Annotated in this window: 20 protein-coding genes and 2 tRNA genes; 15 read left to right on the forward strand and 7 right to left on the reverse strand. The window is 57.7% G+C overall.

The window, feature by feature from the left end; all coding sequences use genetic code 11:
- Positions 1-44: 44 nt before the first annotated feature.
- A complete protein-coding gene (locus tag CTT34_RS05420; RefSeq protein WP_159341535.1) occupies positions 45-308 on the reverse strand; it encodes a hypothetical protein in 264 nt (87 codons plus the stop codon).
- 510 nt (positions 309-818) lie between these two features.
- Here CTT34_RS05420 and CTT34_RS05425 point away from each other — a divergent pair.
- Positions 819-1,397 carry a hypothetical protein gene (locus CTT34_RS05425; RefSeq protein WP_159341536.1) on the forward strand — a complete coding sequence of 193 codons (579 nt, stop codon included), beginning with the start codon at positions 819-821 and terminating at the stop codon, positions 1,395-1,397.
- 21 nt (positions 1,398-1,418) lie between these two features.
- Here the strand turns inward: CTT34_RS05425 and CTT34_RS05430 are convergent, their stop codons facing one another.
- On the reverse strand, positions 1,419-1,943 hold the full coding sequence (locus CTT34_RS05430; protein WP_159341537.1) for a helix-turn-helix domain-containing protein: 525 nt from the start codon (positions 1,941-1,943) through the stop codon (positions 1,419-1,421).
- A 286-nt stretch (positions 1,944-2,229) separates the two neighbouring features.
- Here CTT34_RS05430 and gltX point away from each other — a divergent pair, with 286 nt between their 5' ends.
- The 3 genes from gltX to CTT34_RS05445 all read left to right on the forward strand — a co-directional run bounded on the left by gltX (position 2,230) and on the right by CTT34_RS05445 (position 4,040).
- Entirely contained in the window at positions 2,230-3,708 is a 1,479-nt protein-coding gene (gene gltX, locus CTT34_RS05435; RefSeq protein ID WP_159341538.1) for a glutamate--tRNA ligase, read from the forward strand.
- Between the two features lie 129 nt (positions 3,709-3,837).
- Positions 3,838-3,913 (forward strand) — tRNA-Ala (locus tag CTT34_RS05440).
- A gap of 51 nt (positions 3,914-3,964) precedes the next feature.
- A tRNA-Glu gene (locus tag CTT34_RS05445) sits at positions 3,965-4,040 on the forward strand.
- 375 nt (positions 4,041-4,415) lie between these two features.
- On the opposite strand, the gene CTT34_RS05450 is transcribed toward CTT34_RS05445, so the two are convergent.
- Together CTT34_RS05450 and gltA are read right to left on the reverse strand one after the other, a co-directional pair.
- Positions 4,416-5,297, reverse strand: coding sequence for an NAD(P)-dependent oxidoreductase (locus CTT34_RS05450; protein WP_217352982.1), 882 nt, complete (start codon positions 5,295-5,297; stop codon positions 4,416-4,418).
- 99 nt (positions 5,298-5,396) lie between these two features.
- Positions 5,397-6,683 (reverse strand): citrate synthase, encoded by a 1,287-nt coding sequence (gene gltA, locus CTT34_RS05455; protein WP_139525436.1) that lies wholly within the window; start codon positions 6,681-6,683, stop codon positions 5,397-5,399.
- Positions 6,684-7,171: 488 nt separating this feature from the next.
- On the opposite strand from gltA, the gene sdhC reads away from it, so the two are divergent.
- The 9 genes from sdhC to sucD all read left to right on the forward strand — a co-directional run bounded on the left by sdhC (position 7,172) and on the right by sucD (position 18,929).
- Entirely contained in the window at positions 7,172-7,549 is a 378-nt protein-coding gene (gene sdhC / locus CTT34_RS05460; RefSeq protein ID WP_217352983.1) for a succinate dehydrogenase, cytochrome b556 subunit, read from the forward strand.
- On the forward strand, positions 7,543-7,890 hold the full coding sequence (sdhD, locus tag CTT34_RS05465) for a succinate dehydrogenase, hydrophobic membrane anchor protein (protein WP_139525437.1): 348 nt from the start codon (positions 7,543-7,545) through the stop codon (positions 7,888-7,890). The genes sdhC and sdhD overlap by 7 nt, the downstream gene beginning before the upstream one ends.
- A 3-nt stretch (positions 7,891-7,893) precedes the next feature.
- Entirely contained in the window at positions 7,894-9,669 is a 1,776-nt protein-coding gene (gene sdhA / locus CTT34_RS05470; protein ID WP_159341540.1) for a succinate dehydrogenase flavoprotein subunit, read from the forward strand.
- A 27-nt stretch (positions 9,670-9,696) separates the two neighbouring features.
- Positions 9,697-10,407 carry a succinate dehydrogenase iron-sulfur subunit gene (locus tag CTT34_RS05475; protein ID WP_016914530.1) on the forward strand — a complete coding sequence of 237 codons (711 nt, stop codon included), beginning with the start codon at positions 9,697-9,699 and terminating at the stop codon, positions 10,405-10,407.
- Positions 10,408-10,740: 333 nt separating this feature from the next.
- Positions 10,741-13,575, forward strand: a complete 2,835-nt coding sequence (locus CTT34_RS05480; protein WP_159341541.1) for a 2-oxoglutarate dehydrogenase E1 component — start codon at positions 10,741-10,743, stop codon at positions 13,573-13,575.
- A 38-nt stretch (positions 13,576-13,613) separates the two neighbouring features.
- The gene (gene odhB / locus CTT34_RS05485; RefSeq protein WP_159341542.1) at positions 13,614-15,173 is read left to right on the forward strand and encodes a 2-oxoglutarate dehydrogenase complex dihydrolipoyllysine-residue succinyltransferase; all 1,560 of its coding nucleotides are present in this window, start codon (positions 13,614-13,616) and stop codon (positions 15,171-15,173) included.
- Positions 15,174-15,285: 112 nt separating this feature from the next.
- On the forward strand, positions 15,286-16,725 hold the full coding sequence (gene lpdA, locus CTT34_RS05490; protein ID WP_159341543.1) for a dihydrolipoyl dehydrogenase: 1,440 nt from the start codon (positions 15,286-15,288) through the stop codon (positions 16,723-16,725).
- A 165-nt stretch (positions 16,726-16,890) separates the two neighbouring features.
- Positions 16,891-18,057 (forward strand): ADP-forming succinate--CoA ligase subunit beta, encoded by a 1,167-nt coding sequence (gene sucC, locus CTT34_RS05495; protein WP_016914526.1) that lies wholly within the window; start codon positions 16,891-16,893, stop codon positions 18,055-18,057.
- Positions 18,057-18,929, forward strand: a complete 873-nt coding sequence (sucD, locus tag CTT34_RS05500) for a succinate--CoA ligase subunit alpha (protein ID WP_044627828.1) — start codon at positions 18,057-18,059, stop codon at positions 18,927-18,929. The genes sucC and sucD overlap by 1 nt, the downstream gene beginning before the upstream one ends.
- Positions 18,930-19,015: 86 nt before the next feature.
- Here sucD and CTT34_RS05505 read toward each other — a convergent pair whose 3' ends face one another.
- The 3 genes from CTT34_RS05505 to CTT34_RS05515 form a co-directional block, all read right to left on the reverse strand.
- Complete coding sequence (locus tag CTT34_RS05505; protein WP_159341544.1) at positions 19,016-20,032, reverse strand: glucosaminyl phosphatidylglycerol flippase; 1,017 nt, start codon at positions 20,030-20,032, stop codon at positions 19,016-19,018.
- A complete protein-coding gene (locus CTT34_RS05510) occupies positions 20,010-21,128 on the reverse strand; it encodes an N-acetylglucosaminyl phosphatidylglycerol synthase (protein ID WP_159341545.1) in 1,119 nt (372 codons plus the stop codon). The genes CTT34_RS05505 and CTT34_RS05510 overlap by 23 nt, the downstream gene beginning before the upstream one ends.
- Positions 21,129-21,273: 145 nt before the next feature.
- On the reverse strand, positions 21,274-23,214 hold the full coding sequence (locus tag CTT34_RS05515; RefSeq protein WP_159343717.1) for an exoribonuclease II: 1,941 nt from the start codon (positions 23,212-23,214) through the stop codon (positions 21,274-21,276).
- A 181-nt stretch (positions 23,215-23,395) separates the two neighbouring features.
- Here CTT34_RS05515 and CTT34_RS05520 point away from each other — a divergent pair, with 181 nt between their 5' ends.
- Together CTT34_RS05520 and CTT34_RS05525 are read left to right on the forward strand one after the other, a co-directional pair.
- Complete coding sequence (locus tag CTT34_RS05520; protein ID WP_159341546.1) at positions 23,396-24,193, forward strand: Cof-type HAD-IIB family hydrolase; 798 nt, start codon at positions 23,396-23,398, stop codon at positions 24,191-24,193.
- Between the two features lie 116 nt (positions 24,194-24,309).
- Complete coding sequence (locus CTT34_RS05525; protein WP_159341547.1) at positions 24,310-25,026, forward strand: response regulator; 717 nt, start codon at positions 24,310-24,312, stop codon at positions 25,024-25,026.
- Positions 25,027-25,078: the final 52 nt, after the last annotated feature.

Raw genomic sequence — 25,078 nt, forward strand, 5'->3', positions numbered from 1 at the left:
TTTTCATGCGTTTTCATGCGCGTTTATGCACTTTTTGGCAGCGATTAGCGAGGTGGTGGGGTGAAGTGCGAAGCGAGCAGATTCAAGATGGCTTTGCGGTGAGCTTCCCAGGTGCGTTCATCCATCAAGTGGTCAATGACGTGGGGCATTTCGGCATAGGTTAGCCAGAGTTCAACTGTGTCGGAGGGAGTGAGGCCGATCTTAGCGCCTTGGAATTGATGGCGGATCTCAAAGACGATGGTCGGTTCGCCGGTGGGTGTATCGCGGAGGGAATAGCGGAATTTCTTAATTTTATGGGCGGCGCTCATGAGTGTACCACCAGTGTACCAAGCGGGCTGGAAAGCCCTATTTTACTGGGCTTGTCGTCCCATCCATCATGGGGGCGACGGAAAATCGGCGGGCCGCGTTTGCTGGGTGTTGTGTCGTCATATCAATCACTTGCATCAGTAGGATGCTGTCTATATGTCTTGCTCGGAGGACCACTCATGTACCAATGTCAACGTTCTTGCCGTGTCACGAAAAGAGGTGGTACACCGTGGCTATGTAGTCGGAGGGGTATCGTTAGCGTGCAATTGTACGCAAGAAGGGCTGAACAGTACAAAGCTGGGCGTACCGCTCAAACGTTAATAGGGCAGTGTCGCCCGATGATGCGTGGCTTATCAAAGGGGGCGATGTGGAAAGGCTTGTATCAATAATGGCACAGCAGATCGCTCTTCTTATAAACCCTTGCATCACTTTGCGTATTTTGCGGTCAAAAGCGGTATGGTGAGAGCTTGCGTTGTGCTGTCGTGGGCGGAACATTAACAAGAGGAGTCGTTATGGGGAAAACGCTCGGTAGTATTGGCGTGGCGCTGGTAGGCACCCTGCTATTGAACGGCTGCAGCGGGCCGGAAGAGGAGGTGGCCCAGACACAGCCGACCTCGGTTGCCGAGGAGCGTGCATCGGAGCCAGAGCAACCGACTGAGTCAATGGAGCCGCTGCAGGTCGCGATCTCTACCACGGCATCGTTAAGGCCGGATCGTCGCCTCATGGTGCAAGGAGAGACCAACTTGCCGGATAGCGCTCAAGTGCAGGTGATCGTCGAAAGAGAGCTTAGTCGTGTCCGCTGGCAGGCGCGGACGCGGGTTGACGGCGGCCGATTCGAAGCGGGGCCGTTTGGCTCGGGCAGCGGACTCCCGGATGGCGGCTACTTGGTTACGGTACAGCTAGGCGAAGCCACCGTTCAGCCGGAAAGCGTACAGGCACGCATTGGGCCGGAAGGCGAATATTTGGCGGGAGAGCTAGTGAGCCAATCCCGCCATGGGTTAGGACAGATAGCCACCTACTCGCGCCGTTTCTTGATTGGCAACGAACCAAGACGAACACGCGACCAGGTGGAGGTGATTGAGGACAACTAAAGGGATGGGGAGGTAGTTGCTTTAGGCAGGACACCAGTGTGCCAACAGCACGGCATGGATAGAGGTGTCACTGGGGGCTTTCGCAAAGTGTTCGATCACGAAGCGGTCATCACGTTGGACCAAGTAATGGCCTGCTTTGTGGAACACATGCGTCGGGCCGAGCAGGAGTAAATCACCGGATGCAAAGGGTGAAAAATCCGTGTCTTTGCCAGGAGTCGCCATCACGCAAGGCGCTTTCCAGTCGATCTTTAACGGCAGATGATGCGGTACGGTAATGGTCGTTGCCTGAACCTGTTCCCAGGGGAGGGGACCCGTATGGCTCAGGGTTAACAGTTGTGGTGCACTGTCGCCTTCTAGCAGGGTAGCCAGCGAACAATCAAGGGCATCAGCCAGCGCGACCAAGCGCTCGTGGCCGATCTGTTTGATCGCCCCAGACTCCCAGTAAGAAATGGTGACATCTGACACGCCAACTTTACGTGCAAGGGCAGCTTTGTTGAGCTTGGCCCTAAGCCGCAGTTGCTTGATACGTGAGCCTAGCGATTCCATTTCATTTTCCTGTCGATGAGCCAAATCAGCTCGTTGAATGTACTTCCACCCGTAAGGTGGCGCTCTGATCATATCGAGAAAGGCGCAACTCTTTCTCATGTATGAACACGAATCATAGGTACTACGCCATACTAAGCGATTGTGCTTTAACGCGCATCTTCCTATCGACGATCCTTGAGCATCCGATCAGACGCTTTTAAGTCGAACTCGTTCCCTTGCTAAGGCTGTTGGTTGTTCTAAGGGTGCGTATAATGGCGCCACGCTTCATTGCCAAAAGGATCCGTTTATGACCGTTCGCACTCGCATAGCGCCTTCTCCCACAGGAGATCCGCACGTAGGCACTGCTTATATTGCGCTGTTTAACCTCTGCTTTGCTCGTCAGCATGGCGGCCAGTTCATTCTGCGTATCGAAGATACCGACCGGGTGCGTTCCACGCCTGAATCCGAGCAGATGATTCTGGATTCCCTGCGCTGGCTGGGGTTGGAGTGGGACGAGGGTCCCGATGTTGGCGGCCCCCATGGCCCTTACCGTCAAAGCGAGCGGGGTGATATTTACGCAGTGCACGCTCAACAGCTGCTAGACGCCGGACATGCGTTCAAGTGCTACCGCACGAGTGAAGAGCTGGACGAGCTGCGGGAGTCGCGTAAAGAAGCGGGGCTTCATCTTGCGCTGAAGCCCGCCGATCTGGCCCTAGAGGCCGCCGAGCAGGCGCGCCGTGAGCAGGAAGGCTGGCCGTACGTGATACGTATGAACGTGCCCAGCGAGGGCGTATGCGTCGTGAATGATATGCTGCGCGGCACCATCGAGGTGGATTGGGCGCAGGTCGATGCGCAAATCCTCATGAAGTCTGACGGCATGCCAACCTATCACCTGGCTAACGTGGTAGATGACCACTTGATGGGCATTACCCACGTGCTGCGCGGTGAAGAGTGGATCAACTCAGCGCCGAAGCACCAACTGCTATACGAGTACTTTGGCTGGGACATGCCGCAGCTGTGTCACATGCCGTTGCTGCGTAATCCGGATAAGTCCAAGCTCTCCAAGCGTAAAAACCCCACGTCGATCAACTACTATCGCCGCATGGGCTTTTTACCTCAGGCCGTGACCAATTACCTGGGCCGTATGGGTTGGTCGATGCCCGATGAGCGTGAAAAATTCAGCCTGTCCGAGATGATGGCGGAATTCGATATTCAGCGTGTCTCACTCGGTGGGCCCGTGTTCGATCTGGAGAAGTTGACGTGGCTGAACGGCGTCTATATTCGGGAAGACTTGGATGACGACGCACTGCTGCAGGCGCTCCGTGAATGGGCGTTCAACGATGCGTACGTGAAGCAGATTTTGCCGCAAGTACGTCCCCGAGTAGAGACGCTTTCCCAGGTCGTTCCGCTAGCGGGGCACTTCTTCTCGGGCTTACCGGCGCTTAGCGAAGATGACTTCGAGAGTGTCAAGCTCGAGAACGAGGAGCTCGTCAAGCTCCTGCAGTTCCTGGTATGGCGCTTTGAAGCCGTGCCTGCATGGCATAAAGAGGCGCTATTGGCCGAGGTGAAAGCATTGGCGGAGCACTTCGATCTCAAGATGAAGGCTTTTTTGGCACCGGTGTTCATCGCCATCACAGGAAGCACGTCTAGTACGTCGGTCATGGACGCGATGGCCATCCTGGGCTCCGACGTGACGCGTGCTCGGCTGCGCAACGCCATCGAGGTGCTTGGGGGCGTGTCCAAAAAGCAGGCGAAGCGCTTTGAAAAAGAGTATCGCGACCTGTAATTGACCATCTTCCCTGCACACGAGGAGCGCCACGTGACCCCTAGTGAGAAAGCGTGGCGTTTTCTTCGATAAATACGCTTGACGAAGATCAGGCGAATCAGTAATATACGCTCCGTCTTCACGACATGTGGGGCCTTAGCTCAGCTGGGAGAGCGCAACACTGGCAGTGTTGAGGTCAGCGGTTCGATCCCGCTAGGCTCCACCAACATCAATTTCCATTGGTGTTGTTTTGTCCAAGATATCTCAGGTCAGATACGTCCCATTCGTCTAGTGGTCTAGGACACCGCCCTTTCACGGCGGGAACAGGGGTTCGAACCCCCTATGGGACGCCACCTCGTTTATCTGCTTCTTCAAAACAGCCTAATTCGCAAATAGCAATGAGTCTTCTCACTTGCCTTTTTTGCATTCCCGCCGTTTAGAACTTGCGTCCATTTCACGCGTTTTTTGTCAATATTGTGCTTGACTTGTCCACTTTTGCGTCTCGATGAAACGGGTTGTGCACAACCGCATAAATATGACGCAAAAAATCAGCGATTTACCTTAAACCCTTTTAAATCAGTAACTTATGTTAGGTCAAAAAATAACCAATTTAAGGCTGGGTCACTGTTCATGGCGATTGTGGGACGTTTTCTAGTGGTTGTGAACAGGGTTATCCACAGATAGTGTGGAAAACCCTGTCCAGATTGGCAGTGCCCGAAAGTCAAGCGTTATTCTGGCTTGCGCAGCCGTTTTAACAGCGAGGACGTGTCCCAGCGGCCACCGTCCATACGCTGTATGTCCGCATAGAATTGGTCGACCAGGGCGGTGACGGGGAGAGTGGCGTTCAGTCGTCGCGCCTGCTCTAGGCAAATGCCCAAATCCTTGCGCATCCAGTCCACCGCGAAGCCATGGTTGTACTCGTTGGCGATCATGGTGGTGTGGCGGTTCTCCATTTGCCAAGAGCCAGCGGCGCCTTTAGAGATGACGTCGATCACCTGGTGCTGATCAAGGCCGGCCTGTTCGGCAAAGTGCAGGCCTTCCGCCAAGCCTTGTACCAGTCCAGCGATACAGATCTGGTTCACCATTTTCGTGAGCTGACCGCTACTGGCAGGACCCATGAGCGTCACGGCACGTGCATAGTGGTTCAGGAGGGGGGCGACCGCATCGAAGTGAGCCTGCTCGCCACCGCACATGATGGTCAGGGCGCCGTTTTCCGCCCCTTGCTGCCCGCCTGAGACAGGGGCGTCGATGAATGCTACGCCGCGCTCCCGGCACGCAGCCTCTAGCTCCAGCGCTAAATCTGCTGATGCGGTGGTGTGATCGACCAGGTAGCTTCCGCTGTCCATGGTGCTCAGGGCGCCGTCGCTGCCGGTAGTCACTTGGCGCACGTCGTCGTCGTTGCCCACGCAGACCAGCACTAGGTCGGCCCCTTTGGCGGCCTCGGCAGGCGTCGCGTGGGCTGTGCCTCCGAATGCGTTGGCCCATGCCTCCGCTTTGCTGGCGGTGCGGTTATAAACCCGTGTGGTGAGACCTTGCTTGGCGAGGTGGCCCGCCATGGGGTAGCCCATGACGCCAAGACCGATAAACGCAACGGTTTTGATAGATCGCATAAAACACCTTTGTTGTTGGTAGAAGGTACGAGCAAACAAAAGGCCACCCTTGGGTGGCCTTTGTCATCCTATGCGTGCATTAGCGCGTTAGCCGCCAAATCACTTGCTAGGATAGTCACGTTTTTCGTGACCGACGTACAGCTGGCGCGGGCGGCCGATTTTGTAGCTTTCACTGAGCATTTCGTGCCAGTGAGAGATCCAGCCAATGGTGCGCGACACCGCAAAGATTACGGTAAACATGTTGGTCGGGATGCCCATGGCTTTCAGGATGATGCCCGAGTAGAAATCGACGTTCGGGTACAGTTTACGTTCGATGAAGTACTCATCCTCGAGCGCGATCTGCTCCAGACGCTTGGCGATTTTGAGCTGCGGATCGTCGGCCATGCCGAGTTCGGCCAGCACTTCATCACAGGTCTCTTTCATCACTTTGGCACGCGGATCGAAGTTACGATACACGCGGTGACCAAAGCCCATCAGCTTGAACGGGTCGTTCTTGTCTTTCGCTTTGTCGACGAAGCGCTGAATGTTCTCTTCTGAGTCGTCGCCGATCTCGTCGAGCATGTTCAGCACGGCCTCGTTCGCGCCGCCGTGGGCCGGACCCCACAGGGCGGCGATACCCGCGCTGATGCAGGCAAACGGGTTAGCGCCGGTGGAGCCCGCCAAACGAACGGTCGAAGTCGAAGCGTTTTGTTCGTGGTCCGCATGCAGCATAAAGATGCGGTCCATGGCTTTCGCGTAGACCGGGTTGATTTTGTACTCTTCGCACGGATTGCTGAACATCATGTAGAGGAAGTTCTCTGCATAGCTCAGATCGTTACGCGGGTAGTTGAACGGCTGACCCACGTTGTACTTGTGCGACATGGCCGCCAGGGTCGGCATCTTGGCGATCAGGCGGATAGCGCTGATGACCCGGTCTTCTTCTTGAGTGATGTCCATGTGGTCATGGTAGAAGGCCGCTAGGCCGCCTACGACACCACACAGAATCGACATCGGGTGCGCGTCGCGGCGGAACCCTTTGAAGAAGTTGTTGATCTGATCATGCACCATGGTGTGATTGCGAATGCGCGATTCGAAATCAGCGTACTGCTCGTCGTTGGGGAGTTCGCCAAACAGCAGGGTGTAACAAACTTCTACAAAGTTCGACTCTTTCGCCAGTTGATCAATGGGGTAACCGCGGTGCAGCAGTACGCCCTTGCCGCCATCAATATAGGTGATTGCGGACTGGCAGGAAGAAGTGGCCATAAAGCCGGGGTCGTAGGTAAACAGGCCTTCAGCACCTAGGCCGCGCACGTCGATGACGTCGGGGCCAAGTGTGCCGGAATACATGGGCAGCTCGATCGTTTTATCAAGACCGTCTACCGTCAATGTCGCTTTCCTGTCAGCCATGCTGGCCTCCTTTCGAATTCGGTTTGGGACGTAAAGTCGTTGTTTCGCATACCGCGCCGGCGAAAAGGCTTGCCCACTATAGAAGTGTGCGACATTTTGTCAATTAGCCTAAGCGCTAGTAACGCTTGTACAGACATTGTTGTTTTGAACAATTATTGTATATGATGAATAGGGTGTTCATAGTAGCGAAGTGCCAGAGGATTGACGATACGTTAACAGGCTTATCAAACCATCAATCTGCTGTCACTATAACCATGCTGCATCGCAAAATCGACTCGGGTAGGCGGCATTTTTCTTGCACCATGGTCGAGTTAAGCCTGAGATCGGTTTGTCAGCAGGGGCTAAGGTTCTTATAATCCACGGCGCGCGACCGGCAGGTAGGTGGTCGTGCCCGACTTGGCAACGGCCGAGCCCCTTCCAGCAACCACTGCCCGCTCGGGCTATGCCCGACCTGTCGCAGAGCGGGCCAAGAGAGTGTGTATAACGCCGTGAATAGCAAACGACCCGTAAACCTAGACCTAACCACGATACATTTCCCACTACCGGCGCTAACGTCGATTACACACCGTATCACGGGTGTCATCCTGTTCGTTGGCCTGATCTTCGCTTTTTGGGCGTTGGGTAAATCCCTGTCATCTCCGGCTGGCTTCGACGCTGTCAGCAGCGCCTTGGCTAACAATTTCTTCGCCAAGTTCGTTGCGTGGGGGCTGCTGTCTGCCTTGGCGTTCCACTTCGTCGCGGGCATCAAGCACCTGCTGATGGATGCCAACATTGGCGTGACATTAGAAGGTGGCGTGAAAAAAGCACAGGCGACCGTCGTAGTAAGCGCAGTTCTGATCATTCTGGCAGGAGTTTGGGTATGGTAACCAACATCACAAGTTTTGGGCGCAGCGGGCTGTCTGACTGGCTAATGCAGCGTGTTTCTGCGGTCGTTCTGGCCCTTTACACCGTTTTCGTGGTCGCCTACCTGCTGCTCAATCCGAATCTGGATTACTACACCTGGAGCGGTCTGTTCGAGCAAACCTGGATGCGCATTTTCTCGCTGCTGGCGTTTATCTCGATCGCCGCGCACGCCTGGATCGGTTTGTGGACAGTCACCACCGATTACCTCAAGTCCACTCGCCTGCGCGTGGGTGCCCAGACGCTGATCATTCTGGCCATCTTCGTGTACCTGGTGTGGGGCATTCAAATTCTGTGGGGAGCTTGATACATGTCTAACCTTCGTAGCCTGACATTCGACGCCATTATCATCGGTGGCGGTGGCTCTGGCCTGCGTGCTGCGCTTGAACTGGCGAAATCCGGTAAGAAGACAGCCGTTCTGTCCAAAGTGTTCCCGACACGCTCTCACACGGTTTCCGCTCAAGGCGGCATCACTTGTGCCATCGCGTCTGCCGACCCGAACGACGACTGGCGCTGGCACATGTACGACACGGTCAAAGGCGGCGACTATATTGCTGACCAAGACGCCGCAGAATACATGTGTTCCGAAGGCCCCAAAGCGGTCTTCGAACTGGAGCACATGGGCCTACCGTTCTCGCGTTTCGATAACGGCCGTATCTACCAGCGCCCGTTTGGCGGTCAGTCGAAAAACTTTGGCGAAGGCGGCCAGGCGGCTCGCACCTGTGCGGCAGCCGACCGTACCGGCCATGCGCTGCTGCATACTCTGTACCAGAACAACCTCAAGAACAACACCACCTTCTTGAACGAGTGGTACGCGGTTGACCTGGTCAAGAACGCCAGTGGTGATGTAGTAGGCTGTATCGCCATGTGCATCGAAACCGGTGAAGTGGTGCACGTCAAATCGAAAGCCACGGTTCTGGCCACTGGCGGTGCGGGCCGTATTTACGCTTCTACCACCAACGCTCTGATCAATACCGGTGACGGCATTGGTATGGCGCTGCGCGCTGGCTTCCCGATGCAGGACATGGAAATGTGGCAGTTCCACCCGACCGGTATTTACGGTGCGGGCACCCTGGTGACCGAAGGTTGCCGTGGTGAAGGCGGCTACCTGATCAATAAAGACGGCGAGCGTTTCATGGAGCGCTATGCGCCCAACGCCAAAGACTTGGCAGGTCGTGACGTCGTGGCACGCTCCATGGTCATGGAAATCCTCGAAGGCCGCGGTTGTGGCGAGAAGGGCGACCACGTCTTCTTGAAACTCGATCACCTGGGTGAAGAAGTTCTTGGCAAGCGTCTGCCGGGTATCGTAGAGCTGTCTAAAACCTTCGCTCACGTCGATCCGGCGAAAGACCCGATTCCGGTCGTGCCGACCTGCCACTATATGATGGGCGGTATTCCGACCAACATCCATGGCCAGGCCATCACCCAAGACGACGACGGCAACGATCGTATCGTCAACGGCCTGTTCGCTTGTGGTGAAGCGGCGTGTGTATCCGTTCACGGTGCTAACCGCCTGGGCGGTAACTCACTGCTTGACCTGGTGGTGTTCGGCCGTGCGGCGGGTATGTTCATCGAAGGCGCGCTGAACGAAGGTATCGAATACCTCGACGCTTCCGAGTCTGACATCGAGTTCGCAATGAAGCGCATCACGCGCTGGAACGAATCCGAAGAGGGTGGCGAAAGCATTCCGGCGCTGAAAGCCGAGCTGCAAGACATCATGCAGAACTCTTTCGGTGTATTCCGTGAAGAGAAAAACATGCAAGAAGGTGTCAAAAAGCTGGCGGACCTGCGTGGCCGCATTGCCAATGCGCACCTGCCGGACAAATCCAACGCGTTCAACACGGCTCGTGTCGAAGCGCTGGAGCTGGACAACCTGATGGAAGTGGCAGAAGCAACGGCGATTGCTGCCCTCGAGCGTAAAGAGAGCCGTGGTGCCCACTCGCGCTACGACTACCCTGACCGTGATGATGTTAACTGGCTGAAACACTCGCTCTACTTCCCAGCCAGCAAAGAGCTGAAGAAGCGCGACGTCAACTTCAAGCCGAAAACCGTCGATACGTTCGAGCCCAAGGTTCGTACCTACTAATCTCCGCACCGACGAGAGGGAGTCACCATGTCCAATCTTCAGGTATCCGTATACCGCTACAATCCGGAAACCGACTCCGCACCTTATATGCAGGAGTTTCAGGTCGATACCAAAGGCCGCGATCTGATGGTGCTGGATGTTCTGCACTTGATGAAAGAGCAAGACAGCGGTCTGGCCTATCGCCGTAGCTGCCGTGAAGGCGTGTGCGGTTCCGATGGCATGAACATGAACGGCAAAAATGGCTTGGCGTGCATCACGCCGCTGTCAGACGTTGTGAAAAACAACAAGCTGACACTCCGCCCGCTGCCTGGCCTTCCGGTCATCCGCGATATGGTGGTCGATATGGGGCTGTTCTATAAGCAGTACGAGCGTATTCAGCCGTACCTGCAGAACGACACCCCGGCACCGGCCATCGAGCGCCTGCAGTCGCCGGAAGAGCGCGACAAGCTCGACGGCCTGTACGAGTGTATTCTCTGCGCGTGCTGCTCCACGTCGTGTCCGTCGTTCTGGTGGAATCCGGACAAGTTCGTAGGCCCAGCGGGTCTGCTGCAGTCCTACCGCTTCCTGGCCGACAGCCGCGATACTGCAACCCGTGAGCGCCTGACCAGCCTGGAAGATCCGTTCTCGGTCTTCCGCTGCCGTGGCATCATGAACTGCGTCGCCGTGTGTCCGAAAGGGCTCAACCCGACCCGTGCGATTGGTAAAATTCGTGAAATGTTGCTCGCGGACGCCACGTAACTACTTAATCCTATGAATAAAAAGCGTCTGCCACGTAAGTTGCAGCATAAAGCTACTTAAATCGTAGCGCTTCGCTTGTTATCATAGGGGCTGTCACGGTGCGGCGACGCGTCGCACCGTGACCAGTCAAGTTTAAAAGCCGGTGCTTTAAGTACCGGCTTTTGAGCATGAACTGAGTGAGAAACGCGTCGCAAATACGTGTATGAACAAGGGCTTCCGGCCTTCGGTCGGCGCCGCCGGCAAACGTCCCGCCCCGCCGGCAGGGCAATAGCGATGTCGTTGCGCGCATGCAGCGATGCCGATACCACCCCATCAGTGCAGGGTGACCGAGAGATGCAACAAGGCATAATGGAGTTGATGTGGCGTTCCTCTCACGTTAGTGGTGGCAATGTCCACTACGTGGAAGCGCTTTACGAGCAGTACCTCGCCGATCCTGATTCTGTCTCAGACGAGTGGCGCAGCTATTTTGACCAGCTGCCGCGTCCTGAGGGCAGTGCCTCCCACGATGTTCCACTAAGCCCCATTCGTGATCAGTTCTACCAACTGGGCCGTGAAAGCCGCCCGGGCCGGGTAGCCGCCGCCCCCGACAGCGGTGAGAACAAAAAGCAGGTCAAAGTCCTGCAGCTGATCAACGCTTATCGCTTCCGTGGCCATCAGAAGGCCAATATCGACCCGCTTGGGCTGCGTAATCCCACCCCCGTTCCCGACCTCGACCTGTCGTTCCACCAGCTCTCTAAAGCTGATCTCGACACCGAGTTTCAAACCGGTTCTTTCTTCCTGGGTATTGATAAAGCGCCGCTGCGTGACATCGTCGACGCGCTGGAGCAGACCTACTGTCGCTCCATCGGTTGCGAAATCATGCACATCGTCGATACCGAAGAGAAGCGTTGGTTGCAGCGTCGTTTCGAGTCTGTCCGCAGTGCGCCCAAGTTCAGCGACGATGTGCGTAAGCACGTACTGGAGCGCTTGACCGCAGCGGAAGGTTTGGAAAACTACCTGGCGTCCAAGTACCCAGGCACCAAACGCTTCGGTCTTGAAGGTGGTGAGTCGTTCGTGCCAATGATGGACGAACTGATTCAGCGCGCCGGTGGCTACGGCACCAAAGAAGTCGTCATTGGCATGGCTCACCGTGGCCGCTTGAACCTGCTGGTCAATATCCTGGGTAAAAACCCGGCGGATCTGATCGACGAGTTCGATGGCAAGAAAGTCATCGAGCGTGGCTCTGGCGATGTGAAATACCACCAGGGCTTTAGCTCGAACGTCATGTCACCGGGTGGGGAAGTCCACCTCGCCATGTCGTTCAACCCGTCGCACCTGGAGATCGTTGCGCCGGTGGTCGAAGGGTCCGTACGCGCCCGCCAGGATCGTCGTAACGACGATGAAGGCAGCAAAGTACTGCCCATCAACGTCCATGGTGATGCCGCTTTCGCCGGTCAGGGCGTGGTGATGGAGACATTCCAGATGTCTCAAACCCGTGCCTACAAAACGGGCGGCACGGTGCATATCGTCATCAATAACCAAGTGGGCTTCACCACCTCGAACCCCTTGGATGCGCGCTCTACGGAATACTGTACTGACATTGCCAAAATGGTTCAGGCGCCGATTTTCCATGTCAACGGCGATGACCCTGACGCAGTGATTCACGCCACCCAAGTGGCGCTGGATTATCGTCAGCAGTTTAAGAAAGACGTCGTGATCGATCTGGTTTGCTACCGCCGCCGTGGTCACAACGAGGCGGATGAGCCGTCAGGCACTCAGCCGATGATGTACGCCAAGATCAAAGATCATCCCTCTTCGCGCACGCTTTACGCGCAGCGCTTGGTAGAGGAGGGCGTTATCTCGGAAGAGGACGCCAAAGCGATGGTGGAAACCTATCGCGATGATCTCGTGGCGGGTAACCACGTGGCCAACGCCCTGGTGCAAGAGCCGAACACGTCACTGTTCGTGGATTGGGCGCCGTACCTTGGCCACGAGTGGACCGGCGATGCCGACACCACCTTCGATATGAAGCGCCTTCAGCAGCTAGCCGCGAAGATGTGCGACATTCCGGACGGTGTCGACGTTCAGCGCCAGGTTGCTAAGATCTATGAAGACCGTCGCAAAATGCAGGCGGGCGGCATGGGGCTCAACTGGGGCTTTGCAGAAACCCTGGCGTACGCCACGCTGCTGGACCAAGGCCATCCGATCCGTATCACCGGCCAGGACGTAGGTCGCGGGACGTTCTCCCACCGCCATGCGGTCGTGCACAACCAGAAAGATGGTTCGACCTACGTGCCGCTGCAAAACATGTCCGATGGTCAGCCGCGCTTCACCATTCACGACTCGTTCCTTTCGGAAGAGGCCGTGTTGGCGTTCGAATACGGTTACTCGACCACCGCCCCGAATGACCTGGTCATCTGGGAAGCGCAGTTCGGTGACTTCTTCAACGGCGCCCAGGTGGTGGTGGATCAGTTCATCTCCTCGGGTGAAACCAAGTGGGGCCGTCTGTGTGGTTTGACCATGCTGCTGCCTCATGGCTATGAGGGGCAGGGGCCCGAGCACTCCTCAGCCCGTTTAGAGCGCTTCTTGCAGCTGTGCGCCGAGCACAACATGCAGGTGTGCGTACCGACGACGCCTGCGCAGATTTTCCATTTGCTGCGCCGCCAGGTGATTCGTCCGCTGCGCAAGCCGCTGGTGGTCATGTCGCCGAAGTCGCTGCTACGCCACAAAGAAGCAGTGTCGAGCCTGGAAGATCTCGCCCACGGCAAGTTCCACATGGTACTGCCGGATCAAGCGAATCTCGACGCCGACAACGTCACCCGCGTCATCATGTGTGCCGGTAAGGTCTACTACGATTTGGCTAACTGGCGCGCTGAAAACGAGCGTGACGATACGGCGATCATTCGTCTAGAGCAGCTCTACCCCTTCCCGAAAGAAGAGCTTCTGGAAGTGCTCCAGGCGTATGCCAATGTGGAAGACATCGTGTGGTGTCAGGAAGAGCCGCTGAACCAAGGCGCCTGGTACTCCAGTCAGCACCACATGCGTACCGTGGCCGATATGTTGAAAGACGGCCTTGGGCGTGAGTTGAAATTCGCAGGGCGTCCTGCCTCGGCTGCTCCGGCAGCGGGCTACATGTCCGTCCACACTGAACAGCAGCGCCAGCTGGTGGAAGACGCTTTTAATCTATAAGCGCCCACCGGGTTTAGAGAACACATAAGGGAAACGACATGGCTACTGAGATCAAAGCGCCAACCTTTCCGGAATCCGTTGCCGAAGGCACTGTGGCCGCTTGGCATAAAAAGCCGGGTGACAGCGTCGAACGCGACGAGCTGATTGTTGAAATCGAAACCGACAAAGTGGTGCTCGAAGTCGTCGCACCGGAAGCGGGTACCCTGACCGACGTAATGGCCGAAGAGGGCGATACCGTCGAGTCTGAGCAAGTATTGGGCAAAATTGGCGAAGGCAGCGCGTCTGGCAGCAAAGAAGATAGTTCTTCTAAAGAGAGCGCTTCTAGCGATAGCAGCGCTGAAAAAACCGAATCAAAAGCAGAGTCTAAGCCTGCTGGCGGCGGTAAAAAGCACGATGTAAAAGCGCCTAGCTTCCCTGAGTCCATCCAGGAAGGCACCGTCGCCACGTGGCACAAGAAGGTCGGCGAAGCGGTCAAGCGTGACGAAGTACTCGCCGACATCGAAACCGACAAAGTCGTGCTGGAAGTCGTAGCACCGGCTGACGGCGCGCTGCAAGAGATCAAGGCCGAAGAGGGCAGCCAAGTAGAGTCCGAAGCGATTCTGGCGACCTTCGTTGAAGGTGGCGGTAGCGATGAAGCTAGCGCACCGGCTTCTAACGACACTTCCAGCAGCGACGACGAAGGCGCTGACGAGAAAGTCGGCGATAAGATTCTCGCACCGGCGGCACGTAAAATGGTGGCCGAGCACGATTTGGATGTGTCCAAGATCGAAGGCACCGGCAAAGGCGGCCGTATTCTGAAAGAAGACGTGCAGAAAGCCGTTAAAGATGGCTCGGCCAAGAAAGCGGCCAAATCCTCTGCACCTGCCAAAGCCGCTGCTGCGCCAGCGGTCGAGGGTGAGCGTGCCGAGAAGCGCGTGCCGATGAGCCGACTGCGTCAAACCATCGCCAAGCGTTTGGTTCAGGCTCAGCAGACCGCTGCCATGTTGACCACGTACAACGAAGTGGACATGGGCGCGGTAATGTCGCTTCGTGCCCAGTACAAAGATACCTTCCTGAAGGCCCACGACACCAAGCTCGGCTTCATGGGCTTCTTCGTGAAAGCCGCATCCGAAGCTCTCAAGCGCTTCCCAGATGTCAACGCCTCCATCGACGGTACCGATATCGTTTACCACGGCTACCAGGATATCGGCGTGGCCGTATCGACGGATCGCGGCCTCGTGGTACCGGTTTTGCGTGATACCGACAGCATGAAAATCGCCGACGTCGAGAAGACGATCGTCGACTTTGGTAAGCGGGCGCGTGACGGTAAGCTGGGCATCGACGAAATGCAGGGCGGCACCTTCACCATTACCAATGGCGGTATCTTTGGCTCGCTGATGTCGACGCCGATCATCAACCCGCCGCAAACTGCGATCCTGGGCATGCACAAGATCCAGGAGCGTCCGATGGCGGTCAATGGCAAGGTCGAGATTCGCCCGATGATGTATCTGGCACTCTCTTACGACCACCGCATGATCGACGGCAAAGACGCGGTACAATTCCTGGTTACGATTAAAGAGCTGTTGGAAGACCCGGCTCGTCTGCTGCTGGACGTATAACGAAGCGCGCTGATCCGCCTTCGCTATTCATGAGCACGCTTAGTTAATCGCACTCAGCCTCCTTCCCGCTGTCATCCCACCGGGAGGAGGCCACCAAGCTAAAGGAGCCAACATGGCTGACAAGTTTGACGTGATCGTTATCGGTGCAGGCCCTGGTGGCTACGTAGCGGCTATTCGCGCTGCGCAGCTGGGTCTGAAAACCGCCTGTGTTGAAAAATGGATCGGTAAAGAAGGTAAGGTCGTACACGGCGGCACCTGCTTGAACGTAGGCTGTATCCCGTCCAAAGCGTTGCTTGAAGCGTCGCACAAGTTCGTCGAAGCCAAGCACGATTTCGACGACATGGGTATTGAAGCCGGTGACGTCACCATGGACGTCAAGAAAATGATGGCGCGCAAGGACAAGATCGTTAAGAACTTGACCGGCGGCATCTCTGGCCTGTTCAAGGCTAACGGCGTTACTGCCATCGAAGGGACCGGTAAAGTGGTTTCTGGCAAGCAGGTTGAGGTGACAGACCTCGACGGCAACACCACCACTTACGACGCCGACAACATCGTCATCGCAGCAGGTTCCGTGCCGGTGGAAATTCCGCCGACCCCGCTGACCGAAGGCCTGATTGTCGATTCTACCGGCGCACTGGAATTCCAGGAAACGCCGAAGCGTCTTGGCGTTATCGGTGCTGGTGTTATCGGCCTTGAGCTGGGCAGCGTTTGGAATCGTTTAGGTTCTGAAGTAACCGTTCTGGAAGCGATGGACTCCTTCCTGCCGATGGTCGACACCGCAATTGCCAAAGAGACCCAGAAACTGCTCAAGAAGCAGGGTCTGGATATCAAACTGGGCGCCCGTGTGACCGGTTCGGAAGCGAAAGGCGACGAAGTCGTCGTCAAGTACAACGATGCCAACGGCGAACAGGAAATGACCTTCGACAAGCTGATCGTTTGCGTTGGCCGTCGCCCCTACACCAAAGGCGTGATCGCTGACGGTGTAAGCGTCGAGCTGGACGAGCGTGGCTTTATCTTCGTCGACGACCAGTGCCGCACCAACGTGCCGGGCGTTTACGCCATAGGTGACTGTGTACGCGGTCCGATGCTGGCGCACAAAGCGTCTGAAGAGGGCATCATGGTGGCGGACATCATCGCTGGCCACAAAGCCGAGATGAACTACGACACCATTCCGAACGTGATCTACACCTTCCCGGAAGTGGCGTGGGTGGGTATGACCGAGCAAGATGCCAAAGCTAAGGGCATCGAAGTCAAAACTGGCAGCTTCCCGTTCGCGGCCAGCGGTCGTGCCATGGCGAACAACGCTACCGAAGGCAGCGCCAAGATCATTGCCGATGCGGAAACTGACCGTATCCTCGGCATGCACATCGTGGGTCAGCACGCGGGTGAAATGATCGCCCAAGGCGTTATCGCGATGGAATTCGGCTCTAGCGCTGAAGACCTCGCGCTGACCTGCTACGCGCACCCGACCATGTCGGAAGCCGTGCACGAAGCGGCACTTGCGGTAGAAGGCCATGCGATTCATATGGCAAACCGTAAGAAGCGTAAGTAATTCGCTAAGCAACAACCAAGCGCCACCGTCAGGTGGCGCAACACTTTCAGCCCTGCACGGTAACTGTTAGGGAATTGAAAGTACGGGGATGATCAGTGCTTTGCAGGTAGTCTGTCGAGCCAGCTGATCATCGTTCGAGTCACATGCAACCAATGGCATGAATCGATGAACCTTCACGAGTATCAAGGCAAACAGCTGTTTGCTGATTATGGTCTGCCAGTGTCCAAAGGCTTTGCCGTGGACACTCCCGAAGAAGCAGTAGAAGCGTGCAAAAAAATCGGCGGTGACATGTGGGTGGTTAAAGCCCAGGTTCACGCTGGTGGCCGCGGTAAAGCGGGCGGCGTTAAGCTGATTAAAGACCCGGCAGAAGCTAAAACCTTCGCCGAGCAGTGGCTGGGTAAAAACCTGGTGACTTACCAGACTGACGAAAAAGGTCAGCCGGTTGCTAAAATTCTGGTAGAGACCTGCACCAACATCGCAGACGAGCTCTACCTGGGTGCGGTTGTTGACCGTACTACCCGCCGTGTGGTCTTCATGGCCTCTACCGAAGGCGGTGTTGAGATTGAAACCGTCGCCGAAGAGACGCCGGAAAAGATCCTCAAAGCTGAAATCGATCCGCTGGTCGGCGCACAGCCCTACCAAGCTCGCGAGCTGGCCTTTGCGCTGGGCCTGGAAGGTGATCAGGTGAAGCAGTTCACCAAGATTTTCCTGGGTCTGTCCAAGCTGTTCCACGACAAAGATCTGGCACTTCTTGAGATCAACCCGCTGGTCATCACTGACGAAGGCAACCTGCACTGCTTGGATGCCAAACTGGGCCTGGATAGCAACGCCCTGTACCGTCACCCGGACCTGCAGGCCATGCGCGATCCTTCCCAGGAAGATCAGCGTGAAGCCGACGCGGCGAAGTGGGAACTTAACTACGTCGCCCTCGACGGTAACATTGGTTGCATGGTGAACGGCGCAGGCCTGGCCATGGGCACCATGGACATCGTCAACCTGAGTGGCGGCAAACCCGCTAACTTCCTGGACGTTGGCGGCGGCGCGACCAAAGAGCGCGTCGCAGAAGCGTTCAAGATCATCCTGTCTGACGACAACGTGAAAGCCGTTCTGGTGAACATCTTCGGCGGCATCGTTCGTTGCGACATGATTGCTGAAGGCATCATCGGTGCCGTTGAGCAAGTGGGCGTTAACGTCCCGGTGGTCGTTCGTCTGGAAGGTAACAACGCTGAATTGGGCGCTGAAAAACTGGCGTCTAGCGGTCTGAACATCATCGCTGCTACCAGTCTGACCGACGCGGCTCAGCAGGTTGTAAAAGCAGCGGAGGGCAAGTAATGAGCATCCTGATCGATAAGAACACCAAGGTCATCTGCCAAGGTTTCACCGGTGGCCAGGGCACGTTCCACTCCGAGCAGGCGATTGCCTATGGCACGCAAATGGTCGGTGGTGTTACGCCGGGCAAAGGCGGCCAGACGCACCTGGGCCTGCCTGTTTTCAACACCGTGAAAGAAGCGGTCGAGAAAACCGGCGCAGAAGCCAGCGTGATCTACGTACCGGCACCGTTCTGCAAAGACTCGATCCTTGAAGCTGCGAACGCTGGCATCAAGCTGATCGTGTGCATCACCGAAGGCATCGCGACCCTCGATATGCTCGACGCAAAAGTAAAATGCGACGAGCTGGGCGTACGCCTGATCGGCCCGAACTGCCCGGGTGTGATCACTCCCGGTGAGTGCAAAATCGGTATCATGCCGGGTCACATCCACCAGCCGGGCCGCGTTGGTATCGTTTCCCGCTCTGGTACTCTGACCTATGAAGCCGTTAAGCAGACCACTGACCACGGTTTCGGTCAGTCTACCTGTGTCGGTATCGGCGGCGACCCGATTCCGGGTTCTAACTTCATCGACATCCTGGAGATGTTCGAGAAGGACCCGAAAACCGAAGCGATCGTGATGATCGGTGAAATCGGCGGCACCGCCGAAGAAGAAGCCGCGGCTTACATCAAGGCCAACGTTTCAAAGCCGGTGGTTTCCTACATTGCCGGTGTCACTGCACCTCCTGGCAAGCGTATGGGCCACGCGGGCGCCATCATCTCTGGCGGTAAAGGTACTGCCGATGAGAAATTTGCGGCTCTTGAAGACGCCGGTGTGAAAACCGTTCGCTCTTTGGCGCAAATTGGCGACGCGCTGAAGGAAGTAACCGGCTGGTAAGCCGCGCATTTTCTTCGTGACGCTGAAAAGGGCACCTTCGGGTGCCCTTTTTGCGTTTGAGGAGGTTAAGTCAAGCGGTGAGGTGGCTAGCGCTGACGCAGCATGCGCGCGCTGTAGAGCAGTAGCAGCGGCGCGCCAGCGGCAAGATACAAGTGGTAGCTAATCAGCCGCCAAACCAACACGGCGGCAGCGGCCTGCTCCCGGCCCATCAAGGGAAGCAACAGGCTTCCGACCCCCACTTCAGCCGCTCCTGCGCCGCCAGGCAGAAAGCTGAATTGGCTGGCGGCCATGGCCAGCATCTGAGTTAAAAACGTCCAGAGCCAGTCGGCATGCCCCCCGATGCCAATCACCGCTAGGTAAAGCAAGCTGTAGCGCAGCAGCCAGTGTAGGGTTGTGAGTGCCAGCATCGCTGCCAATGTGGCTTTGGGTAGCGCCAGCGTCATACGCAGCGCATGGCGACAGCGTAACAGCCGCCGGACCAGCCAGCGCTTGCGGCTAGGGCGTAGCCAGGCCAGCCACTGGCGTCGAGTACGCAGCAGCTTGGGTAAGTACCCCATCATCAGCGAGACGCCCGCCGCTAGCAGCGCCAATCCCAGTAACGAGAGCTGAACCAGCCCCTGGTGTGGCCACTGGGCATCCCCGAAAACCGACATCGCCACCAAACCGCTCAGCATCAGCAGAAAGAACAGCAGGTCGCACCCCTGGTCGATGAGAAATACGGCGGTGCCTTTTGAGGGCGAAAATCCCCGCTGGGCAAGTAGTAACAGCAGAGTGGCCGGGCCGCCGCTACCGCCTGGCGTCGCGCAGAGCGCGCACTTCGCTGCCAGCTCGATGCCCAGCGCGCCCCTCTGCCCAAGCTGGCCAGCGCGGCCGTTCAGCATCAGGCGTAGCCGAGCAGCGTTCAAGTTCCAGCACAGCGCGGCCATGGCGATCATCAGGACCAGTAGGCCAATGGGAAACTGCGCCACATGCTCAAACGCTTGGCTGCCCCCTGCAAGCGATGTGAGCACCAGCGGCGCTACCAGGGCAACCAGCAGTAGAACGCCGTGTAGCGGACGAAAGCGCAGCAGCCGTTGAGGTTTAGCGGCGGACGACACGGGCATCGGGCTGTTCGAGTCCGCATAGATCGACATAGTGCGTCAGCAGCGAGCCAATGACGCTGTCCCAGCTAAACTGGCGCTCCACAAAATGGCGCGCGTAGCGTCCGCTGGCGGCAATATCGTTGCTAAACAGCGCGGAGCAGGCGTCCGCCATCGCGTCCGGGTCAAGCGGCTGGCAAAGCACGCCCGCGCCCAGCGGCACGTTCTCGATCAGCGCGCCTGCCCGCGCGCCAATCACCGGCAGGCCGCTGGCCATCGCTTCCTGGGCCACCAGCCCAAAGGTTTCGCGGGTGCCCGCATGCAGCAGCGCATCGCTACTGGCAAGCGCGCGGGCCACTTCATGGCTACCGCAGCAGCGATTGACCACCGTGACATTGCTAGGTACTTGAGTCGGCATGCCCGGTCCCATTAGCAGCAGGTGGTAGTCGCTGCCAAGCGCCCGCATGGTGGCGAGTAGTACGTCGATATTCTTTTCTCGGGAAAAGCGGCCGACAAAGATCAGCAGCTTTTTATCCGCAGGAATACCCATGGCCGTACGGAACCCGGGGTCGCGCCGTGAAGGGTGAAACTGCTCTAAATCAACCCCTAACGACTGCACGCGCACGTTGGGCACGCCCCACTCGGTGAGTCGGTTGGCCATCGCATGGCAGGGAGCCAGCACGCTATCAAAGCGCTGGTACAGGTCCACCACGTAGCGAATTAGCCGTTGGCGAACATGGCGGCCAAAACGGTCGCCCATCAAGTGGGGTAAATCGGAGTGGTAGAAACCCACCACCGGCACGCCCAAGCGCTGGCCAGCCTCCAGCGCTGCCCAAGCGGTAACGTAAGGGTCGCCTGCTTCGATTAACGTGGGGGAGAGGTCTACCAAGGCATCACGCCAAGGGCGGCGGCGCAGCGGGAATCGATAGCCTTGCCCAAGAGGCAGATGCAGCGCTGGTAGCGTGTGGTGGTCGCCCAAACTATCACGCTCAGCCCCTGGCACCAGCAGGCTGGTACGGAGGTTGGGTGTGCGCGAGAGGACGCGATGCTTGGCCTGTAAATAGGTGCGAACGCCGCCGCTTGCCGGGGCGTGGAACATGGTCACATCGGCGATGTGCAAGGTAACCTCCGAGCCACATGAGTGTCATCGAATTACCTTAGGGTAGAAATAAGTCAGTTCTGCGACAACGTCACCGCGCGGCGGAAATAAAAACGCCACGGCATGGCCGTGGCGTTTAGCGCTTGCTGGCAAATGCCCCGTGGGTTTAGGCAGCGGGTTTGGCAACCAGCGAGCGCGTCTCTTCGCGGGCTTCCGTGAGCGATACGCGCAGGCTATCGCCCAGCTTGAAGCGCTCTTCGCCTTCGATCTGAATGCGGCCCTCTTTGTCATCGATGACCACTTTATCGCGGTCGCTGTGCATCAAGGGGGCGGGCACGAACGCCGTCGCGCCGTTCTCGATCAGGCGAACCCGCATGCCGCCACGGTTGATCGCCATGATCTCTGCGTCAAAGGTGTCCTGATTCTGCGCGGCTGGAGTCAGGTAGCGCACGTAGAGCCAATCTTTCACGTCGCGCTCGGCCATGCGGTTCAGGCGGCGGCGCTCGGTGAGCTGCTCGGTGAGCTGCTGGCTGGCTTCTGCCGGTGCCTGCTCGCCCTTCAGCACGCGCTTGATCAAGCGGTGATTGACCATATCGCCATACTTACGAATCGGCGAGGTCCAGGTGGCGTAGGCGGGCAGCCCTAGGCCGAAGTGCGGGCCAGGCTGGGCTGACATGCTGGTGAAGCCCTGGAAACGGCGCAGGCGCGCATCCAGCCAAGCGTCGTCGCGGCTCTCAAGCGCACGCTTCAGCTCTTTATAGTGGGCAAGCTCGGTGAGCGCTTCCTGAGCCACTTCGATGTCCTGAGTCGCCAGGAACTCTTGTGCCGCTTCGGCTTTTTCCGGCTCGAAAGCGCGGTGCACGTTGAAGATGCCGTGGCCGATATGGCTGGCCAGGAAGTCCGCACAGCAGGCGTTGGCAGCAATCATCGACTCTTCGATCATGCGGTTGGCAATGCGGCGGTCTTCGGTATGAATCCCCAGCACGTTGCCCGCTTCATCCAGCTCGAACACGTAATCAGGACGATCTTTAAATACCAGCGCGTGCTCGTTACGCCACGCGGTACGGGCTTCGGTCAGCTCACGCAGGGCGTGTAGCTGCTCGGCAATAGTATCTGCCGGTGCCCAGTCGCCTTGGCCTTCAATCCAGTCAGAGACGCGCTCGTACACCAGCTTAGCGTGGGACTTCACGTTGGCCGCGAAGAAGCGGTAGTCGCCCAGGCTGCCGTCGGCGTTAATGTTCAGCGTGCAGGCTAGGGCAGGGCGCTCTTGGCCTTCCCACAGCGAGCAAAGATCATCCGCCAACTGCTCGGGCAGCATGGTCACGTTCTGGCCCGGCAGGTACACGGTAAATGCACGGACGCGGGCTTCCAGGTCAGCAGCGTGGCCCTCTTCCACATAAGCGGTGGGGTCGGCAATCGCCACGCTCAGTTGCCAGCCGCCTTCCGGGCGTGCCACTACGTGCAGCGCGTCATCCATATCGCGGGTTTTTTCACCGTCGATCGTGAAGTACGGCTGCTCGGTGAGGTCTTCACGGGTGAGGCCTTCATCGTGCAGCGGCCAGTCGCTGCCGGCATCCGGGCACTCTTGCTCCAGCGCGTGGCGAGCAAGCGTCACGCGCCACGGCACGGCCGGGTTATCGGCTTTGGCCACTAGCTCATCAATCTGAGTGAAGAAGCCGCGGTCGTTCTCTTTTAGCGGGTGACGCACCAAACGCGCCACGACCCAATCGCCGTCGGCAATCGAGTCTTCATCCAGGCTGTTTTTGATGCGTGCTTTTAGAACGTTGCGAATCGAGGGGTGATCCGGCACCACCGCGAGGCGGCCTTCGCGCTTTTGCACGCGAGCAACGAAGCGGTCTAAACCGGCTTCAATAAGCTTTTCAGGCTCAACCGACTTTTTATCACCGTTCTCGTGAATCACGGCTTCCACACGGTCGCCGTGCAGGACCTGTTTCATGGCGGGGGGCGGCACGAAATAGGATTCGCCGCTATCAGTTTCAAGAAAACCAAAGCCTTTTTCTGTGGCTTTGATCACCCCTTCAGCGCGCGGGGTGGTTTCACGGATCTGTTGCTTGAGCTGGGCAAGCAGGGAGTTGTTTTGAAGCATGTGTTCAATCAGTTGGCGAGAGTAGGTTGCCACTATACGGATTCCCACTGGCCGCGCCAATCGTTGCCCCTGGGGAAGTGGCGATGGCGACGGCAGGTCAATGACTTACTTACGGTTGGCTGAATCGGTTAAGCTGAGCGAACTGCCACGCTAACCCTGCTAACGCACAAGGAGCGCTTTGATGACCCCTCGCCTGATCGTTTCTGACCTGGACGGTACGTTGCTGGGCAGCGACCACCGGTTACATGACAGCACCGTGGAGGTGCTCCAAGAGTTGGTTCGGCAGGGGCACCATTTGGCGCTGGCCTCTGGCCGCCACTACCACGATATGCGCGTCTTCCGCGATGAGCTGGGCGTGCCTGCTCACCTGATTAGCACCAACGGGGCTTACACCCACGACCCGGACGATGGCTTGGTGAGCGCGTCGCACCTCAACCCGGATCACGCCCACACGCTGATTCATTTACCCCGGCCGCCCCAAGTGCGCCTCAGCCTTTACCGCGAAGCGGGCTGGCATGTGGAGGCCGAAGCGCCGCACTTGCTTTCATTACACGCCTCGACGGGCTTTCGCTATGAGGTCGTGCCACCGGAGCAGATGGACGCCAACGGCGTGGGTAAAGTGCTCTATTTAGGCGACCCGGACGCGCTCGCAGAATTGGAGGCTCAGGCCCAAGCGGCGCATGGCGATGGGCTCCACATTACCTACTCTACGGTGGACTCGCTAGAGATCATGGCGGGCGGGGTGAATAAAGGCGTGGCGCTAGCGGCGTTGCTGGAGTCGCTTGGGCTCACCGCCGCCGACTGCCTGGCCTTTGGCGATAACCTCAACGACACCGAAATGCTCACCCTGGCAGGTGAGGCCCAGGTGATGGCCAACGCCCATCCGGCGCTGTTTGATCGCGTGCCAGACGCCCAGCGGATCGGCCACCACGGCGAAGCAGCGGTGGCGTTATTCCTTAAGCAGCGCTTTGGGCTTTAGCATTTGTCGCTGTCATTTTCGCTCTGCCACCTTAGTCGATAGCCGCTTGCGGTAGGCGGAGCGCTCCACCATCATCTAGCCCTTAAAACGATAATAACTTAGGGGCGCTTTCCACGATGACAACCACGCCTGCGACCTTGATGGTGGTCGACGATGACCCGGAAATTCGCGAGCTGCTGGCGGATTACCTGGGGCGGCACGGTTACCACGTGCTGACCGCAGAGGGGGCGAATGCGCTCTACCAACAGCTTGCCGAACACACGCCGGATTTACTGATCGTCGATGTGATGATGCCGGGGGATGACGGTTTTACCATCTGCCGTGAGCTCCGCAAAACCAACGACACCCCCATCATCATGCTCACCGCCAGCGCTGACGATACCGACCGTATCTTGGGGCTGGAATTAGGGGCCGACGACTATATCGGCAAACCCTTCAATCCCCGCGAGCTGCTTGCGCGCATTAAAGCGGTACTACGCCGCACGCGCCCGGCGGCCGCCCCTCATGAAGCGCGCTGGGTACGCTTTGGTGAGTGGCAGCTCGACCGAATGACGCGGGAATTAGTGGATCACACCGGTGAGCGCACCGCGCTTTCCGGGGCAGATTTTCAGCTGCTCCAGGTGTTTTTAGAGCGCCCCGCCCAGGTGATTACTCGCGATGATCTCTACACCCTGACCCGTGGCCGCGATGCGCCGCCGTTGGACCGCTCGATTGACGTGCACGTGTGTCGGCTACGTCAGCGGTTAGGTGAAGATGCCCAGCATTCACAGCTGATTCGTACCGTACGCGGGGCGGGCTACGTGCTCACGGCCAGGGTAGATGCGGCGTCGTGACGTCGTGGCGACGCTGGCTAAAACGACACTCGCACTGGCTGCCCGGCAGCCT

This window comes from Halomonas meridiana (genome assembly GCF_009846525.1).
Taxonomy (GTDB): domain Bacteria; phylum Pseudomonadota; class Gammaproteobacteria; order Pseudomonadales; family Halomonadaceae; genus Vreelandella.